Below are 17,965 nucleotides of genomic sequence, written 5' to 3' on the forward strand. Positions count from 1 at the left end.
TGCAGAAGCGTCAGCAATTCACTGCCGAGTTCAAGCGCGAAGCCGTTCGACTGCTTAGGGCCGGCGATCGACCAGCAGCCGTGATCGCGCGTGAGCTGGGGATTCCGCGTAACCGGCTCTACAAGTGGGCTACTGATCTCGATGCGAAAGGGGCCTCGGCGTTTGCTGGGAGTGGGCGCCCCAAGGCAAGTCAGGACGAGTTGGCCGTGCTGCAGCGCGAGTTGGCTCGCCTGCGTGAAGAGAACGAGATCTTAAAAAAAGCGGCGGCGTATTTCGCGCGAGCACTGCCATGAAGTACGCCTGGATCCGTGAGCAAGGCGAATACCGGGTGCGTCGGCTCTGCCACGCACTGGGGGTATCTCCGAGCGGCTATTACGCGTGGCGCGGACGCCGTCCTGGAGCGCGTGTGCAAGAGAACGCGCGGTTATTGGAGCGGATCAAAGACATGCACCTGCAGACGTATCAAGCCTATGGTGCCCTGCGCATGTGGCAAGCCCTGCGCCAGCACGGTGAAACCTGTGGCCGGCATCGGGTAGAGCGACTGCGTCGAGCGCACGGCATCCGCAGCAAGCGCCGTCAGCGCTATCTGCGCACGCGTAGCACCTACCAACGCACCATGGTGGCGCCGAACCGCTTGGCATGGCCCTTCGTCAGCCCTGGACGCGATCGGGTCTGGGTCGCCGATATCACCTTCGTGCCCACCCGCGGCGGTTGGCTGTACCTGGCAGCGATACTGGACATGCACAGCCGTCACCTTGCGGGCTGGGCGATGGGCGCTCGTGCCGACCAAGCCCTGGCCAGTGCGGCGTTGGAGATGGCACTACAACGCCGTCGACCATCAAAGGGCACCATCCATCACAGCGATCAGGGCTCGCAGTACACCAGCGGCGCGTATCAGCGGCAGTTGCAGGCGGCGGGCTTGGTGGCAAGCATGAGCCGCAAAGGCATGCCGTACGACAACGCAGTGATGGAAAGCTTCTTCAGTTCGCTCAAGCAGGAGCTGACGCACCACGAGCAGTTTGTAAGCCTCGACGAGGCACGCGCAAAGCTATTCACATACATCGAGGTGTTCTACAACCGCCAGCGCCTGCGCAGTGCTTTGGGCTATCGCTCGCCGGTCGAGTTTGAAAGGACGGATGTTCCTTAATTAAACGGTCCGAGAAATCGGGGATGGTCCAACCTGACCCCGTTATTTGGCAATCGGGAAACACGACGATGCCACCTCGACAACGTCACCCCAAGGACTGCCCCTGGTTTCTGGACACCTCGCGCTGTTGCGTCATCGCTTGTTCCTGAGCAATTGCCTGGTTCGCCACCATCAGTTTGGCGTCGGACTGCTCTACAGGCGTCTGCATCGCCTGCTGCACGGGCACATGAGCACGCAGATGCGCGGGATCGTTCAACTCGCCTTGAACCGCGAACAGACGCTCGGGACCAGCGACAACATGATCCACCCTGGTCAATGCATTGCCGGATAGTGAGGTGTTGGAGGCATTTTGGTACTGGTCTCGATTGTCCTTGCAGGCGGCGAGAAGGCTCCTGCACACGCGCTCACTGTTCTCATCGAATGGCACGCCAGTCTGGCTCCCGAGCCGCTGCACGCCTTCTCTGATTTGCAGGAGCATCGCATGATCGGGGTGCGCAGGATTGTCGGGACCTGTCCGGCCACCGTTTTGCTGCGGAGCGAGCCGAAGTTCCGGTGCATGAGGGTCCACATGCAGTAGCCGTTGCGTTTGGCCTCCTTGCTGTTTATTGAGATCAGTGGTGCCATCGTGGTTTCGCGTGCGCGTCAGATCTTCGCGCGAGACAGAACTCCATTCCCCGTTCAAGAAGGCATGGCCCTGTCCATGCTTATTCCAGTTGACCAAATCATTGCCCGCGGCATAAAAGCCCGGCCCATTGAAGCGCTCCGGATGCGCGCGGTCCGTGGATCCGTACTGATGCGCCCCGCCTCTATCCAAGGCACCGATGAACTGCCCTGCGCGATCATCATGGATGAACAAGTTCTTGATGACCGGGTACTCGTGCGGCAAGTTCTGATGCGCTCTATCCGCGTTGAGGGCAGTTGGATTGACAAGCGGATCAGCAAGGACACTTGTCCACGCGGTCGAGAGAGGGCTTTCTCGATTCGCGTTGCGCAGTGCATTCACGACCGCAGCCCCCCTCAACGCATCGTCACGGCCCAGCTCGAAGTAGTCGTTCCGACCAGAACGCTTTGGAAGAAACCCGTCAATAGCAGCACTCACGTCTGCTACAGAGTCATACTGGTTCCCCTCAAGCTTGCGAATCATTGGCGCAGCACGTACTTCGTTCTGGTTGTATGCCTTGCCAACCATGGCCGCCAACTTCACTTGGTCGTCGAGTGACGCGTTCTGATACAGGTTGCTTCGCTGCAGCGGCGCGATGGCGCGATCCATCAATTTGTCGATCTGGGCGACATCGCGGTCGTGCACCCACGTGATACCGGCGTCCGAGGCCAAGAACGCGTCCAACCGCAATTTTACGTCCGCATCCAGCGGGCGCCCACCGTCGTTTCTGATCGCATCTCCATCACGACCGAGATCTGCGATCGCTCTTGTCGCCTGATCGCCTGTCAACACCGACTGCGGCTGATGCGCACTCGCCCAGTCTTGGTATGCATTGATCAGGTCTCTCGGAACGTTTTCGCCATTGGGATCATTGGGCTGGAAGTGCTGGCCCAGGTCCGTCTGGATGGTACCGATCGAGTAACCACTGCTATCCGCTGGTTCGAGCGTTGGCGTTGAAGCCTTGTCGCCTGCGACAACCAGTCGATATGCATCGTATCGACTCTCGGAGGTGACACCCACAGCGAAGTAAAGCGTTGCGCGCAGCTCCTTGTCTGTGAGCGTACTCATTGTGCGTCCTCCGGGTCCGAACAATCCTTGTCATAAGGCACGTCCTTACCTGCGATATCCGGATAAAGGGCAACAGTGCGGCGATAGCTGGAACCATACTTCTCATATCGAATGAGCTGTCCTTTTTCCAGCTTGAACTGATCCTCTCGCTCGGAGAACGTCGGGCACGCGGAGTAGCCCGTTCCTCCGTCATCGCTGCAGTAGCGGAGATACAACGCGTCTCCACGCACCTCTCCCTGCAACTGGCCATCATTGCCGCGAACGTTGGTTCCCTCGCTCCAATCCCCCGTCACGCGATTGCCACGTTGCTGCAGATGCAGGCTCAAATAGTGGCCCAAGTCGCATTTCTTGGCATACGCCCACTCCCCGGAGAACGACGGGGATTTGCTCGCGGAAGCGGAGGTAGCACACGAGGTGATCAATGCCATCACCATCACTAGCGCGGCCACTGGAAAACGCGGGCTTGATCGCTCTTGCTCAGCCATCGGTCACTCCTTGGACATGGTCTGCGACTCGTATGTGCGGAAGATAGCAACTAGGCCAGGGACGTTCCACAATCCCAGCTCGCTTAACGCAAGAACGCCGAGCAAATTAGGGCACGTGGCGCGGTAATCCCCCCGCAGGTTAGCTGATGCCAGAGTGGAATTTTCTCGTACCCTTTCCGAGGAGGTTCCATGAAGACATCCCGCTCCACCGATAGCCAGATCATCGCCGTGTTCCGCTAGCGGGGTCAGGTTCACTTCCTACGCAAATTTCAGGCTACGTCGTCAGCTCTCGAGAGGTTTTCTCGATATCAGCATCAACGCCTGGCTGCGAGTCTTGTGCCATGGCCAGACTTCCGCGCATCGACCTTCCCGGCATCCCGCAGCACATCGTGCAGCGCGGGAACAACCGCTTGCCCTGCTTTCTGGATGATGGCGATCGATTGCGCTATCTACACCTGATACATGAGGCCCTGCACGCGACAGCCTGCCAGCTGCATGCTTACGTCTTGATGGATAACCATGTGCACTTGCTAGTCACGCCACCTGATGCGGGACGGATCGGGCAACTGATGCAGCGGCTTGGACGAAACTACGTCGCATTGTTCAATAGCCGCCACGGGCGCACGGGCACGCTGTGGGAAGGCCGGTACAAGGCATGTCTTGTGGACAGTGCGGACTACGTCATTCGCTGCTATCGCTACATTGAGCTCAATCCGGTGCGTGCTCGCCTGACCGACAACCCGGCGGCGTATCGCTGGTCCAGTTGCGCTGCCAACCTAGGCCAGCGCAGGCACTCCGCCCTGACACCGCATGCCTGTTGGCTTGCGCTTGGCAGCGACCCGATCGAGCGATCCAACGCCTACCGTGCCCTGCTCGATGAAACCCTCTCCGACGAACTGCTCGCCAGTATTCGCCTTCATCTACAGCAGCAGCGAGCCCTGGGCCACGACACCTTCCGCGCAATGGTCGAAGCCAAGACCCACCGCTTTGCAGGCGTCAGGCCCGCTCATCGGCCACGCAACACCAACACCACCGACTGATAAGTTAGCCTGACCCCGTTATTCGGTGCGCGCGCAGATGACGCTGGTGCCTTAAAACGTGGGGATACCTAAGCACCTGACCCCGTTATTCCCCCTGCTATGCCCCCTCAATCGGAACCGTGATCTGGATTTCTGCCTGCAGCGCCTGCTCTACTGAAGTATAGAGGTCGATATGACTTGGTAAGTCGGGCGCATGAATGGAAACCACGAGGGCATAGCGCGCGCGGCGCTCGAACCGCTCCAATGCCTCGCGACTCTTCCACCATCCGCCAACGGGGAAGACGGCGATGTGTTCACGTGAGGCAAGCTCCGGCGCTGAGCAAGTCATGCGGTCATGATGGAGCGAACCACGAAAACGCTTGCGCGGTCCAAGAAGCCATCGATGGTCGGCCCCCTCAAAGTTCTCGAAAGCCTCGTCGTCCTCTCTCGAGAGCGCATTGATGCGGCTCTGAAATTGCACCGCAGTTTCAGTCGGACGCTGAACAGCAAACCGCAGGCCGTGCGATGCGTAGCGGAAGCGATCGCTACGACCGCGCTCACCGGGGTTCGGTTCGATGAAATACGACAACGACACGCGCAACTCGACGTCCTGGCGCAGCAGCCCTTGTAGGATGTCGCGGGGCCACGGCATCCGGTGAAGGTGCATATCGCGCGCAGTGACGTTACGCCTAATGGCATTGCGCTCATATGGCTGCAACTCGCTTTGCGCGATCAGTGTCAGCGAATCAGCGCCGCTATTGATCGCGGTCGCCAGGTCGGGTTCACCCCAACCGCAATGACGAAGCCTTCGCTCGATGTTATCCCTGCCACCTGGGAACTGCTGCACCAAGCGTTCTGTCCATTGAGCGCTATGAACCATAAGAGCGCGCACAGTTTCCGGCCAAAAGGCGGGATAGTGCGCCATGATCTCGGCCGAGAATCGCGATGCGATAGCGGTAGCCGAGCTCGTCGCCCAAGTCGTTGCAAACTGGCGCTCAATTGGCCGGTGATGCGTAGTCAACAAGCTCAAGCTGTCCAACGGGCTGCACCACAGGCCGTCGTTACCAATGTTCCCCCCCTCGAAGACCACTTCCGGCTTAAACGGTGCCTCGCGCTGCCACCTCTCCGAAGTACTGCTGTACGGGCTTAAGCCGCCGAAATCAGCCACCGGCACGTACTCTCCTGCGAAGCCTTCGGTGATATTTGTCTTGCGCGTAATGGCTCCCACCGTTAAGGCGTTCCAAGCATTCGCCGGATCTTCGATCGACGCCGCGGAGTTGGCAGCGAAATATGTACCAGGCCTGATGCCCGAGACATTACCGCCGCTGACGATCATCAATCTTGGCGATTCACCATTTCCACTCCAATCGGAGCAAAGCGCATCGACCTCGGCCGACCACGCTGTTGGCCGGCCGGTCATGACATGCGTGTCGCTCGTAACCGCCATGGAGAACAGTCTCCGACGATGCGGCGCGTGAATCTCTGGAAGACTCACGGCTTGCGCAGTGATAGGCCCAAAGTGATCTTCATTGTTTGTTCCCCGGTCCGGCAACAACTTGACTGATTCAAGGCGATGCCGAACTCCCCACACCCCCTCGCCCCCAGCGCACCTGTAAGATCACCCCAAAGCGCGAGGCCACATTGTCCGGTTCCGTGACCGTTTTCGTCGCCAGTGCCCCAGTCGGGGTCGACCGCGTGCACGTCGTCTGGCGAGATCGATCTCGCTAGTAGCGGGTGGCCGTGTGCACAGCCAGTGTCCAACACACAGACGTGCGGCACGTCCTCGCCAGGGCCAGCGAATCCGGTTCGGCCGAGAAGCTCGTCCACCCACTCCCGCTGCTCCGCGGCATCAAGCCCCATGAAAAACTCTGCCACCTCGGGCGCGAAGCGCAACTCAGCCAATTGACCCAAAAGGGGGGCCGATTGCTGAAATTGGGCCAACGTGCCACGGACTTGGAGGACAGCGCGCTCGGGGAACAGCAGCGGACGCTGCCCTACCCGCAATCCGACGAGTTCTGCGGCGGCACGAAAGCGGGCAATCCGCTGCATTGGCGTAAGACGCAATGCACTTCGGCGGCCGCGCCGCGCTTCCTCTTGGATGACCGGCGTGCCAATCCACGCCTCAAAATTCGCGACCCGATCAACAACCGGAATTGGGGAGTCGTCGGTCCAGAGATCTTCTATAACCGCAGCACGTATCTGCCGAATGGCATCGAGCAACTTTCGGCCGTCGCGGGGATTGCCTGTGCCAGGAGCTGCCAAGTAGCTAATGATCTTCTGCTCGAAAAGCTCCAACTTCCCCTCAGGCAACCAGACCGTTGCAAGGGTTCCACCCAGCGTCTCGCGAACGTTAAGCAGCTCGATGCCTTCGCTCTTGAGATCCAAGCTGTCGATGGCCAAGTGAACGTCCGGAAAGCTGGCAAAAACCACCCGCAGGCCCAACCCCTCCTCCCATCCAGCTTGCCGTTGCTGATCGATGACACCCGGCATTACCAGACCAAGCTCCATCAAATCTCGACGCAGCGTAGCGGCGTGTGTGGGACGGAATTGGGCGGGAATTATCGCGTTCCGGCCAAAGGCATTGACCGCCCGGTAAGGCGAAACGCTAACTGAAGATTCGGGAAGGACAAAATGTGGACGAGGGTTTCGCGGCGGCATTCAGCACGACCTATGGTGATAGCTGTCCCCAAGCCGAGCGCATGAGCTTGCGCTCCTCAAGCATATCGCCAACATGCTTTGGAGCGACCTTGTCATCGCCATGCATCAATGCTTCCTTGATGGCGTCCTCGGCAGCTTTCGCAATCTCGGCGTAGCTAAGGCTCTCGGCTTGCCTGATTAATGTCTTCCATGGCACGCGACTCGGCATGAAATTCGACAACCGACCGCGCAGCAGGGCCTCAATTTGCTCGGCATTTGGCAGCCGGTAGTGCAATACGTCGTCAAATCGCCGCAGCAACGCTGAGTCCAGAATGTCTGGGTGATTTGTCGCCGCAATGATCAAGCTTTGGGAATGATCGTGTTCGAGCATCTGCAAGAAACTATTCAAAATGCGACGGGCTTCGCCTACGTCGTTAGGCGTCCCACGTTGCGATCCGATAGCGTCAAACTCGTCAAAAAAATAAATACCGCGTGTCGCGCCGATGGCATCGAACACTTGCCGCAAACGCGCGGCAGTCTCGCCCATGAACTTTGTAATCAGTACGTCGAGGCGAATCAGGAACAGCGGCAAACCAAGTTCGCCAGCCAGCGCAGTAGCGGTCAACGTCTTCCCAGTGCCAGGCGGACCCACCAGTAACAGCTTGCGCCGAGGCGATAAGCCATGCGCCACAAAACGGCTGACGTTCCGCTGCTCGCGAATCACACGCTGCAGCTGACGCTCCAGAACCGGGTCAGTGACCAAATCGCTCAAGCGCGTTGCCGGGTATGAGGCGAGCAGCAGCGTGCCCAACTCCCCACGGGGTTGATGAAGCGCGACGGTTTTCGCTCGCGCCTTTGCCGAATCGACAAGTTGGCGAATCTCTTCCGCCAATTTCAAATGGCCGCGGCGCGCCTCTTGGGCAGCAAGCTGCAGAGCAACAGCATAGAAATGCGCCTCATCGCCATCGCGATGGGACTGCACCAGCGCTCTTAGTTGTTCTGCAGTTGACATGGAGCCTCCCCCTTGGGCTGCGCCCTACCGTCATCGTAACCCGACCTGACCACTGCTTGCACAAAACCTTTCATCCGCCCACGGCGCTAGGACCACTTATCACAAACCACGCGATCATAGGAAAGGGAAAAGTTCGGCCTTGTCGGTCGGCGGCCGCGTGGCTCGCGAACTTTGCATCGGACGAAAGGACCGTCATATATCTGCAAGGCCTCCGTTGAGACAAGTCAGGTAACAAGTTCGGGCACGTAGCGCCTGCAATCTATGCCTTCCGTCGGCATTGACATCTTTTCACTAATGGATCCGGGCCGATTAAGGACGCTGAACTGAGGGATGCGTTGACTACACGAGGAAAAGGATCAGGTGAGTTGGCCGCAAAAAGAAGGCGCCCCTAAAGCCGCCTTCTTTGTCCCGTCTTTCGCTAATCCTCAAACCCCAACCGGATTAGCCTTCTCAGGATCAATCTTGTACTGCTTGATCGCCCGGGCCACATCCTTCCCCGTCATCTTCCCATCCTTCGCCAACGCAGCAATCGCCGCATGCGCGATGTAGTACCGATCCACCTCGAAGAACCGGCGCAGGTTCGCACGCGTATCCGAGCGACCGAACCCATCCGTGCCGAGGACGCTGTAGGTCATCGGGACGAAGCTGCGGATCTGGTCGGCGAACAGGCGCACGTAGTCGGTGGCGGCGATGGCCGGGCCCTGGCGGCCTTCCAGTAGCTGGGTGACGTAGGGCTTGCGCTGCTGGCCTTCCGGGTGCAGGCGGTTCCAGCGTTCGGCGTCGAAGCCGTCGCGGCGCAGTTCGTTGAAGCTGGGGCAGGACCAGATGTCGGCGGTGACGCCGAAGTCCTTGTCCAGCAGTTCCGCGGCGGCAATGGCTTCGCGCAGGATGGTGCCCGAGCCCAGCAGCTGTACGCGCAGCTCGCCCTTCTTGGGCTTGCCGGCGTCGGTGAGCAGGTACATGCCCTTGATGATGCCCTCGGCCGCGCCGTCCGGCATGCCAGGATGGACGTAGTTCTCGTTCATCAGGGTGATGTAGTAGTACTCGTCGATCTGGTCTTCCATCATCGCCTTCATGCCGTGCTGCATGATGACGGTGACTTCGTAGCCGAAGGTCGGGTCGTAGCTACGCACGTTGGGGATGCCGCCGGCGACGAGCTGGCTGAAGCCGTCTTCGTGCTGCAGGCCTTCGCCGTTGAGGGTGGTGCGGCCGGCGGTACCGCCGAGCAGGAAGCCGCGGGTGCGCATGTCCGCGGCCTGCCAGGCGATGTCGCCCACGCGCTGGAAGCCGAACATCGAGTAGTAGATGTAGAACGGCAGCATCGGCACGTTGGACACCGAGTAGCTGGTGCCGGCGGCCATCCACGAGGCGATCGCGCCCGGCTCGCTGATGCCTTGCTGCAGCACCTGGCCGGTCTGGTCTTCGCGGTAGTACATCAGCTGGTCGGCGTCGACCGGCTTGTACTTCTGGCCGAACGGGGCGTAGATGCCGATCTGGCGGAACATGCCTTCCATGCCGAAGGTACGCGCTTCGTCGGCCACGATCGGCACGATGCGCGGGCCCAGTTCCTTGTCGCGCAGGGCGATGTTGAGGCTCTGCACGAAGGACATGGTGGTCGAGTAGGTGCGCTCGCCGCTCTCCTTGAGCAGGCGGTCGAACTTGTCCAGCGTGGGCGCGACGAACGACTTGCTGGCCTTGGTGCGGCGCTGCGGCAGGTAACCGCCGAGGGCGCTGCGGCGCTCCTTGAGATACTGCACTTCCGGCGAATCTTCGCCAGGGTGGAAGAACGGCACCTGGCCGTCTTCCAGCTGCTTGTCGCTGACCGGGATGTTGAAGCGGTCGCGGAAGTGCTTGACCGCGGCGTCATCCAGCTTCTTGGTCTGGTGGGTGGGGTTGAGCGCCTCACCGGCCGAACCCATGCCGTAGCCCTTGACCGTCTTGGCCAGGATCACGGTAGGCATGCCGGTGGTGTTCACGGCCTGGTGGTAGGCGGCGTACACCTTGTGCGGGTCGTGGCCGCCACGGTTGAGGCGCCAGATGTCGTCGTCGGACAGGCCGGCGACCATGGCCGCGGTCTCCGGGTACTTGCCGAAGAAATTGGCGCGGGTGTAGGCGCCGCCGAAGGCCTTGCAGTTCTGGTATTCGCCGTCGACGGTTTCCATCATCAGCTTGCGCAGCACGCCGTCGCTGTCCTTGGCCAGCAGGGCATCCCAGTAACCGCCCCACAGCAGCTTGATGACCTTCCAGCCGCCGCCGCGGAACACGCCTTCCAGTTCCTGGATGATCTTGCCGTTGCCGCGCACCGGGCCGTCCAGGCGCTGCAGGTTGCAGTTGACCACGAAGATCAGGTTGTCCAGGCCTTCGCGGCCGGCCAGCGCGATGGCGCCGAGGGTTTCCGGCTCGTCGCTCTCGCCGTCGCCGATGAAGCACCACACCTTGCGGTCGGACTTCTCGATGAGGCCGCGGTTTTCCAGGTAGCGCATGAACTGCGCCTGGTAGATGGCGGCCAGCGGGCCCAGGCCCATCGACACGGTGGGGGTCTGCCAGAACTCGGGCATCAGCCACGGGTGCGGGTAGGAGGAGATGCCCTGGCCGTCCACTTCCATGCGGAAATTGTCCAGCTGGGACTGGCTGATGCGGCCTTCGAGGAAGGCGCGGGCGTAGATCCCCGGGGCGCTATGGCCCTGGATGAACAGCAGATCGCCCGGATGGTTGTCCGAAGGCGCACGCCAGAAGTGGTTGAAGCCCACGTCGTACAGCGTGGCGCTGGAGGCGAAGGAGGCGATGTGGCCGCCCAGGTCACCCGGCTTGCGGTTGGCCCGCACGACGGTGGCCATGGCGTTCCAGCGGATGATCGAGCGGATCTTCCACTCCAGCGCGGAGTCGCCGGGGTGCTTGGCCTCGTTGGCCGGGGAGATGGTGTTGACGTACTCGGTGGTGGGCGAGAACGGCAGGTAAGCGCCGGCGCGGCGGGTCTGTTCGACCATGCCTTCCAGCAGCTGATGGGCGCGCTCCGGGCCTTCGACGTCGATGACGGCCTTGATCGATTCGAGCCACTCCTGGGTCTCGAGCGGGTTCGGATCGTTGTGCAGCACTTCGTTCAACCAGTTCATTAGCGCTCCCGGGGGGACACACCCCGCGGGTGTGTCGACATCGTGAATTCGTGAACCCCCAAGTGTACCGCACGCACCTGTTGCCATTCCTCGCTACGGGTGCGTATGGAATGGGACGCTGTTGTGCGCTGCGTGGAGCCTGGGTGCCTGTTGAAACGCCGATGCGGCGCAGCGGGCGCGGCCGGTGTACGACCAAAGGATGAGGGGCAGCGGCAGGCGATGGCCGGGCGCTGCCGCATCGAGTGGGCCGCTGTGCATGCCCGCCCGTAGGAGCGCACTTGAGCGCGAGCAGCTTTATCGGTGAAGCCCGTCGCGCCCGGGGGCGCTCCTACGCGATGGCGTGGTCTTTGGGTTTGCCAGGACATCGCCCCGCGGCGGGCGCCGCCCCGTGGCAGCGTGCTGGTCAGAATGCTTGCAGCGCTTCGGTCAGTTGGCCGTTGTTGTTGACTGCGCCCATGGTGTAGCCCTGCCAGCCCGGGTAGGCGTTGGGCTCCCAATAGAACACGCCGAGGACGCGCGCCGATGCTGCTGCTGCGGCTGAGCAGGTTGCTGAGCATGGCGCGGGTGGTGGCCGCCTGCTGCCAATCCATGCCGACCTCGGAAATCACCACATCGCTGCCGTAGCGCGCAATCATGTCGCGCATGTTGGTGTCCAGGCGGCTGTTGTAATCCTGCCAGCTGCCGACGGGCGGGTAATGCGACATGCCGATCACGTCCCACTTGCCGCCGGCCGAGCGCAGGTTGTCGAAGAACCAGCGGAAGTTGGCGTTGTCGTAGCCATTGGCCAGATGCAAGACGACCTTGGCGTTGGGATACACCGCCTTGGTGGCGGTGTATCCGCTGTTGATGAACTGGCCCAGGGTGGCGAAGTTGGGCGTCTTGCCCTCGTTCCACAGCATGCCGCTGTTGATCTCGTTGCCCACCTGCACCCAGCTGACGGTGATGCCGTTGTCCTTGAGGTATTTGAGGATGCCCTGGGTGTGGCTGTACACATCGGTGTTGAGCTGGGCAACGGAGTGGCCGGCCCATGCCGCAGGCTTGGTCTGTTTGCCCGGGTCGGCCCAGCTGTCGCTGTAGTGGAAGTCGATCATGATGCGCATGCCTTGCGCGGCGGCGCGCTTGGCCTTGTCCAGGGTGTCGCGGCCATCGTTCCAGCCGCCGGACGGGTTGACCCAGACGCGCAGGCGAATGGCGTTGCCGCCGACATCCTTGAACAGCTTGATGAAGTCGGTGGTGTTGCCGGCTGCATCGCGAAAGACCTGCGGCGGATTGTTGGCGGCCTGTTGATTGAGCCAGCTGACGTCCGCGCCTTTGGCGATGCCTTGCGCGCTGACGCCGGCGCTGCACAGACACAGCAGCACGATGAGCCATACACGGTGGTAGTGCCTGCAAAAGATGGTCATGAAACGCTCCCTCGATCGATGGATGTCGCGCCGGTTGGCGCCTTGCTTGATCCCCTGTCTTGCCTGGTGCGTGTGCGCGGCGTGGCATGTGCCTGGCCGTGCATTGCTGCAAATCCGTGGCGATTCAAGCACGGCCGTACAGCCCGGTTGAGGCCGCTATAGGTGCGGGGAGTTGTGGCATAGCTCGATGCAGGAAAACCTTGCATTTGCACACGTCGCGCGGGCCGGTTGTTGTGCAGATGCAGCAGCAGCGGTGCGCATGACTGCGCGAATGAACGCAAAAACACCGGGCAGGCCCGGCGTCTTGATGCAATGTTCGATGGTGGCGATGTGAAGTCCGGCCGGCGTGCGGCATGGGCCGCAGCGTGATGTGTCACTTCACACCCAAACGCTGCAGCGCCAAACGCCCCTCAGCCCATGGCGCGTGCGCCCTGCTGCTGTTGCTGGGTCTGGGACTGTTGCTGCTCCAATGCCACCGACTGACGCGCCGCGTTTTCGGCGACGCGTTGGCTGCTCTGTTCCAGCGGGGTATTCATTGCCGTCATGGTGTCCACGCTCACGCGCAGCTGTGCCGGGTCGTCGACACGTCCCTGCACGGCAAAGGTGCGTGCGGCATCCGGGCTCATCATCACCGCATCGATGCGCTGGCCACCGGCGGCGTGCATTTCCGATGCGAGCGAACCGGATAACTGCGCGCTGTGCTGGTCGGGCGTGCGCCCGGCACGTGCGTCCTGCGCATGCACGCCGCGCTGGGCATCCTGGAACAGGCCATTGCCCACGTGCCCAGGTTGATCGATCCGCAAGGAGGTGTGGCCGTTGCCATGCTCGCGTGCGTCGCGCTTGGCCGGCTCGCCCGGCGCGAGCGGGCCGCGGATGGCATCGATGGCGTCCTGGCCGAGGCCGCGCGCGCTACGCGTAAGGATGGTGGTACCGGTGCGCAGCCCATCGATATCGCTGCGGTACTCCTCGATCATGCGCTTGTTCTGCTCGGCAAGCGGGCGCGCGTTGGGGTCCCTGAGCGCAGAATGTTCGCCCAGAAAGTTGCCCAGCTTGTGCGCTCCGAGCGACCCGCCGGCAGCGACCAGCGGGTAGTCCGGAATCAGAAAGTTCGCCTTGCTATTGCTGTAGCCGGCACCACTCAAGGTGGCAATCTCATCGGGCTTGGCGTACATGCGCACCTGCCCGAAGTGCGGCGATGCCGCGCTGACCGGGTCCGATGCCATGACGTGATTGATCACGCTATTGCCACCTTCCGGAATGCGATAACTCAGACTGGCCGCGCCATACGCGTTGAAGGTTTCGCCCTTGAGGTCGTAGTGGTGTGCGGACACCTGCGCAAGCGCGCCGCCGAGCGAATGGCCAGTGACGGTCACTTCCGGTTGATGACCGGTTCGCTTGCCGACATCCTTGGCGATGTCCATCGCATGCTTGGTCAGCGCAAGCGCATCTGCAGCCTGTGGATTGGTCCGCGAGGTTACCATAGTGGCATCGGTGAGCACGTCATTGACCGCGCCCTCGGTGCCTCGATGCGCAACCACGATCTCGCCACTGGTTTCACGGCGGTAAACCGTGCCCTGGTAACCGTTGGATTGATTGTTGACGTGATCGAGAACGGCATAACGCTCTCCCTCGATCGTGACGATCTCTTCGTGCCCCGGTGCACGCCGACCGACGGCGCGATCCTTGTAGGCGTCCTCGGATAAACCGGCATATTGCGGTGACGGAATACTCATGGCGCAACTTCCTTGGCAGCCAGCGTGATGGTGAAGAGATTGTCGCGGATCTCAGGCTTGAAGTTCTCCGGGCTGAGCTCGCCGGTGTCCGGGAAACTCTTGGATTCCGAGCGCGGATAGCCGTCTTTCCAGTAGTACTTGGTCACCGCCTGCTGCGCGGTCACCGTCTTGGCTTCGATAAACGACAAGAACCGCGTGTCTTCTTCGGCACCGGTGGCCTTGAGCAACACGCTGGCGCCGCTGAATTCCCAATGGCACACGCCGCGACCGTAGTAGTCCTCGTCCTGCATCAGATCCAGATACACGGTGCCGCGGTATTCGGTCTCGGAAATCTTCTTGAGCGCGACATTTTCCTGACTGGTGATGCGGCCGGCTGTGCCGGTTTCGGGCTGGATCTTGCCGCATTCCTGCTCATTGCTGACGTCGTATTGCGCCGCAGCCTCCACCAGGCCAAACGCGCCAGGCGCCTTGTCCACGGTGAGCGTGACCTCGTAGGCCCTACGCGGACTCGGATTCACCTTGGCAAGACCGCGGCCGCCGGCCTGGACGTCGGCTGCTGCAGTTGCCTCGGTGGCGGGGGAATGGGTCTGGGTCATGCTGGTCTCCGGGGGGTGACAGGCCGTAAGCAAAAGGGCCAGCAGGCTTGGGGTCAACATCTGGCGCAAGGCCGGCCTCCGTGGCAGGTGGGCGGCCAATCTAGTCCGCTCGCGTTCGGCCGGTCAATCGAGACCTCGTGAGGATGAGGCTGCCAGGGAGAGTTGTGCGTGGCAGCAAAGCTGCCATGATCCAGCGCAGCCGCTGCCACGAAGAATGCGCCATGCGCAACCGCCCGCGATCACTGCCACCCCAGACATCGGTCGCCGCGCGCATGCCCTGGCGCCGCAGCTTGCGCATGCGTGTGCTGCTGGCGGCCACCGCAGTGCTGGTGGCCCTGCTGACGGTGCTGGGCACGGTGTTCTACCTGGGCGCACGCGCCGAGCTGGTGGAGGCGGCGCGTACCGAGGTGGATGGCCTGACCGAACAGACCGCGCGCAGCCTGGCGGCCTTGCTCGATTCGGTGCAGGTGAGCGGGCGCACGCTGGCCGCCAGCAGTAGCGGCGTGGGGCTGCAGCCGTTCAATCTGCGTGCGTTGCTGCTGGCCACGCTCACCGGCGACCCGGATATCGGGGCGGCGCGGCTGATCATCGCACCGCGTACGCAAAAGGCCGGCGACAGCGGGTTTGTGTGGTACGTGCACCGCAGCGGCACGCGCATCGCAGAAAAATCCGCGCTGGAACTGGGTTATGACTATCGCGCGATGCCCTGGTATCTGCGCACCCAGCGCGAGGGCCGCGCATGGTGGTCCGAGCCCTACCTGGATGCCAACGGCGGCGGCCTGTACACCAGCTACAACCTGCCGCTGCGCCGGCCTGGCGATGCACCGGATACGGCGCCGGTCGGCATGGTGAGCGTGGATCTGCCGCTGCAGCATCTGCGCGAGATCATCGATCAGCTGCCGCGCGATATCGGCATCCAGACGATGCTGCTGTCGCCGGAAGGCCTGCTGGTCTTCAGCCCCGACCCGGCACTGAATCTGCGCCATTCGCTCACGGCCTACGTGGCCCGGTCGCGCCCGGATCTGCGGCCATTGCAGCGCGCCGTCGCTGCCGGCCAGCCGATCTCGTTTTCGCATACCGCGCCCGATGGCGAGCGCTTTCTGACCCACAGCGCGGCGGTGGGGCGCAGCGGCTGGACCTTCGTGCTGTCGGCCTCCGAAGGCTACGTGCTGGCCGGCCTGAACTGGCTGGCGGCGTGGGTGGCGCTGGCCGCGCTGCTGGGCGCGTTGGTGTGGTGGTGGTTGATGCGGCGGATCACGCGCAAGTTGACGCGGCCGATCGAAGAACTGACGGACACCGCCGAGCACTTCCGGCGCGGCGAATTCGAATACCCGTTGCAGCACATCGAACGCGACGACGAGGTAGGCGTGATGGCACGCGCCTTCGACAGCGCACGCGATGCGATCCGCCATCACATCGCCGAGATCGGCGAGATGACCGCCGCGCGCGAACGCATGCACAGCGAGCTGCAGATTGCGCGCGAGATCCAGCAGGCGATGCTGCCTTCCGGGCGCACCTTCGACCGCGCCAGTTCGCATCTGGAAACCTGCGCATGGCTGGAGCCGGCCAAGGCGGTGGGCGGAGATTTCTACCACTTCGTGGAAACCGAACCGGGCCTGCTGTGGTTCGTGGTGGGCGATGTCTCCGACAAGGGCGTGCCGGCGGCCTTGTTCATGGCGCGCGCGGTGAGCGTGCTGGAGATTGCCGCACGGCGGTACACGCGCCCGGACGCGATTTTGATTGCCGCCTCCACGCGGTTGGCCGAAAACAACGAGACCTGCATGTTCGCCACCGTGCTGTGCGGCCTGATCAACGTGGTCAGCGGCGACTACTGGCTGGCCAGCGCCGGGCACGAGCCGCCCTTGTTGATCGATATCGATGGCAAGGCGCGCCCGTTGCCGCTGGAAACCGGTGCACCGCTGGGGATCGAGCCGCAGGAATCCTACCCGGTGCTGCAGGGCCGCATGAGCGCAGGGCAGACCTTGCTGGGCTACACCGATGGCGTGACCGAGGCGATGGACGAGCGCGGCGCCAGCTACGGACTGGAGCGGTTGCTGACGGCGCTGCACCCGCGCCGCAGCGCGGCGGCGCAGTGCAAGGCGGTGATCGCCAATATCGCCCGTTTCACCGGCACGGCCGATCCGTACGACGACATCACGCTGCTGGCGATCCGGCTGCGCCAGGAGCATGCTGGGCGGGTCGCACACGCTGGCCGGGACGCGCCCGGAAAGGCAACGACTGCATGAAGCTCGATTTGGCCATCGCGCCATCGCTGGCCCAGCTGGCGGGCGCCAACGATGCGCTGGAACAATCGCTCACGCTCGAGGGCCTACACGCCGAGCGCATCGGCCAGGTACGGCTGATCGTGGAAGAGCTCGGCTGCAATGCGCTGACCCACGGCCAGTGCGCGGCACAGCCGCTGCGTTTGCAGCTGCAGCTGGACGCGCAGGCGCTGGTATTGGAAATGCACGATGCAGGCAGCGCTTTCGACCCCTGCGCCGCGCCCATGCCCGAGGTGACCGACGAGCTCGACGACCGCGCCATCGGCGGGCTGGGGTTGTTTCTGGTCCATCAGTTCGCCGATCACATCGACTACCGCCGCGATGGTGCATATAACGTCGTGCGCGTCACCCTGCTGCACCCGTACGCCCCTGTCCCCGAGGCCCTGTCATGACCACGCTCGCCATTCAGATCGACCCGCCGCAAGACACCCGTCAACGCGTCATTCTGACCGGGCGGCTGGACACCCACACCTACCAGGACCTGGACGCGGCACTGTCGCCGTTGCTGGGCACCCGCATCACCACGCTGGTGCTCGACCTGAGCGCACTGGAATACATTTCCAGCGCCGGCATCCGCTGCATCTTCAAGGCGCGCAAGGCGCTGGCCACGCGCCAGGGCAAGGTGCTGGTGAGCAACCCGCAACCGCAGATCCGCAAGGTCTTCGACATGGTCAAGGCGGTGCCGTTGAGCGACGTGTTCGCCTCCACCGAAGAGCTGGACGCGTACCTGGCGGCGATGCAGCGCAAGGTGATCGAACAGAGCGCGCAAAGCGATACGCCGATCGTGCCGCACTTCGCCGAAGCCTGAG

14 protein-coding genes and 1 pseudogene are annotated in these 17,965 nt (G+C 62.5%); 6 read left to right on the forward strand and 9 right to left on the reverse strand.

The genetic code is table 11. The features are described from left to right. Nucleotides 1-293, forward strand: a 293-nt coding sequence (locus tag LN450_RS18440) for a transposase (RefSeq protein WP_228892930.1), incomplete at its 5' end; no start/stop codon positions are given. Beyond that, a complete protein-coding gene (locus LN450_RS18445; protein ID WP_041855020.1) occupies nucleotides 290-1,147 on the forward strand; it encodes an IS3 family transposase in 858 nt (285 codons plus the stop codon). The genes LN450_RS18440 and LN450_RS18445, both read left to right, overlap by 4 nt. Nucleotides 1,148-1,232: 85 nt before the next feature. On the opposite strand, the gene LN450_RS18450 is transcribed toward LN450_RS18445, so the two are convergent. Continuing rightward, the gene (locus LN450_RS18450) at nucleotides 1,233-2,876 is read right to left on the reverse strand and encodes an XVIPCD domain-containing protein (protein WP_011346250.1); all 1,644 of its coding nucleotides are present in this window, start codon (nucleotides 2,874-2,876) and stop codon (nucleotides 1,233-1,235) included. Then, entirely contained in the window at nucleotides 2,873-3,361 is a 489-nt protein-coding gene (locus tag LN450_RS18455; protein ID WP_011346249.1) for a hypothetical protein, read from the reverse strand. The genes LN450_RS18450 and LN450_RS18455 overlap by 4 nt, the downstream gene beginning before the upstream one ends. 341 nt (nucleotides 3,362-3,702) lie before the next feature. Between LN450_RS18455 and LN450_RS18460 the strand changes: the two genes are divergently transcribed. After that, nucleotides 3,703-4,401: a transposase gene (locus LN450_RS18460; protein ID WP_011346248.1), complete on the forward strand. Its 699-nt coding sequence runs from the start codon at nucleotides 3,703-3,705 to the stop codon at nucleotides 4,399-4,401. 97 nt (nucleotides 4,402-4,498) lie between these two features. Here LN450_RS18460 and LN450_RS18465 read toward each other — a convergent pair whose 3' ends face one another. The 7 genes and pseudogenes from LN450_RS18465 to LN450_RS18495 form a co-directional block, all read right to left on the reverse strand. Further along, nucleotides 4,499-5,971: a S8 family peptidase gene (locus tag LN450_RS18465; protein ID WP_011346247.1), complete on the reverse strand. Its 1,473-nt coding sequence runs from the start codon at nucleotides 5,969-5,971 to the stop codon at nucleotides 4,499-4,501. Beyond that, nucleotides 5,872-6,888, reverse strand: coding sequence for a S8 family serine peptidase (locus LN450_RS18470; protein WP_052760932.1), 1,017 nt, complete (start codon nucleotides 6,886-6,888; stop codon nucleotides 5,872-5,874). The genes LN450_RS18465 and LN450_RS18470 overlap by 100 nt, the downstream gene beginning before the upstream one ends. Nucleotides 6,889-7,048: 160 nt before the next feature. After that, nucleotides 7,049-8,029 (reverse strand): AAA family ATPase, encoded by a 981-nt coding sequence (locus LN450_RS18475; protein WP_039417308.1) that lies wholly within the window; start codon nucleotides 8,027-8,029, stop codon nucleotides 7,049-7,051. Nucleotides 8,030-8,454: 425 nt separating this feature from the next. Continuing rightward, entirely contained in the window at nucleotides 8,455-11,142 is a 2,688-nt protein-coding gene (aceE, locus tag LN450_RS18480) for a pyruvate dehydrogenase (acetyl-transferring), homodimeric type (RefSeq protein WP_011346244.1), read from the reverse strand. Between the two features lie 403 nt (nucleotides 11,143-11,545). Next, a pseudogene (locus LN450_RS18485) lies at nucleotides 11,546-12,545 on the reverse strand (arabinogalactan endo-1,4-beta-galactosidase). 410 nt (nucleotides 12,546-12,955) lie between these two features. Further along, the gene (locus LN450_RS18490) at nucleotides 12,956-14,278 is read right to left on the reverse strand and encodes an XVIPCD domain-containing protein (RefSeq protein ID WP_011346241.1); all 1,323 of its coding nucleotides are present in this window, start codon (nucleotides 14,276-14,278) and stop codon (nucleotides 12,956-12,958) included. Further along, nucleotides 14,275-14,874 (reverse strand): hypothetical protein, encoded by a 600-nt coding sequence (locus LN450_RS18495; RefSeq protein ID WP_029818546.1) that lies wholly within the window; start codon nucleotides 14,872-14,874, stop codon nucleotides 14,275-14,277. The genes LN450_RS18490 and LN450_RS18495 overlap by 4 nt, the downstream gene beginning before the upstream one ends. Nucleotides 14,875-15,011: 137 nt before the next feature. Here LN450_RS18495 and LN450_RS18500 point away from each other — a divergent pair, with 137 nt between their 5' ends. The 3 genes from LN450_RS18500 to LN450_RS18510 are packed head-to-tail and all read left to right on the forward strand — an operon-like array spanning nucleotide 15,012 to nucleotide 17,964. Further along, nucleotides 15,012-17,120, forward strand: coding sequence for a SpoIIE family protein phosphatase (locus tag LN450_RS18500; protein WP_011346239.1), 2,109 nt, complete (start codon nucleotides 15,012-15,014; stop codon nucleotides 17,118-17,120). After that, a complete protein-coding gene (locus tag LN450_RS18505) occupies nucleotides 17,117-17,548 on the forward strand; it encodes an ATP-binding protein (RefSeq protein WP_007969522.1) in 432 nt (143 codons plus the stop codon). Before LN450_RS18500 ends, LN450_RS18505 begins: the two co-directional genes overlap by 4 nt. Further along, nucleotides 17,545-17,964, forward strand: coding sequence for an STAS domain-containing protein (locus LN450_RS18510; RefSeq protein ID WP_011346238.1), 420 nt, complete (start codon nucleotides 17,545-17,547; stop codon nucleotides 17,962-17,964). Before LN450_RS18505 ends, LN450_RS18510 begins: the two co-directional genes overlap by 4 nt. Nucleotide 17,965 lies beyond the last annotated feature (1 nt).

The sequence above is a fragment of the Xanthomonas euvesicatoria pv. euvesicatoria genome, assembly GCF_020880415.1.
Lineage (GTDB): Bacteria > Pseudomonadota > Gammaproteobacteria > Xanthomonadales > Xanthomonadaceae > Xanthomonas > Xanthomonas euvesicatoria.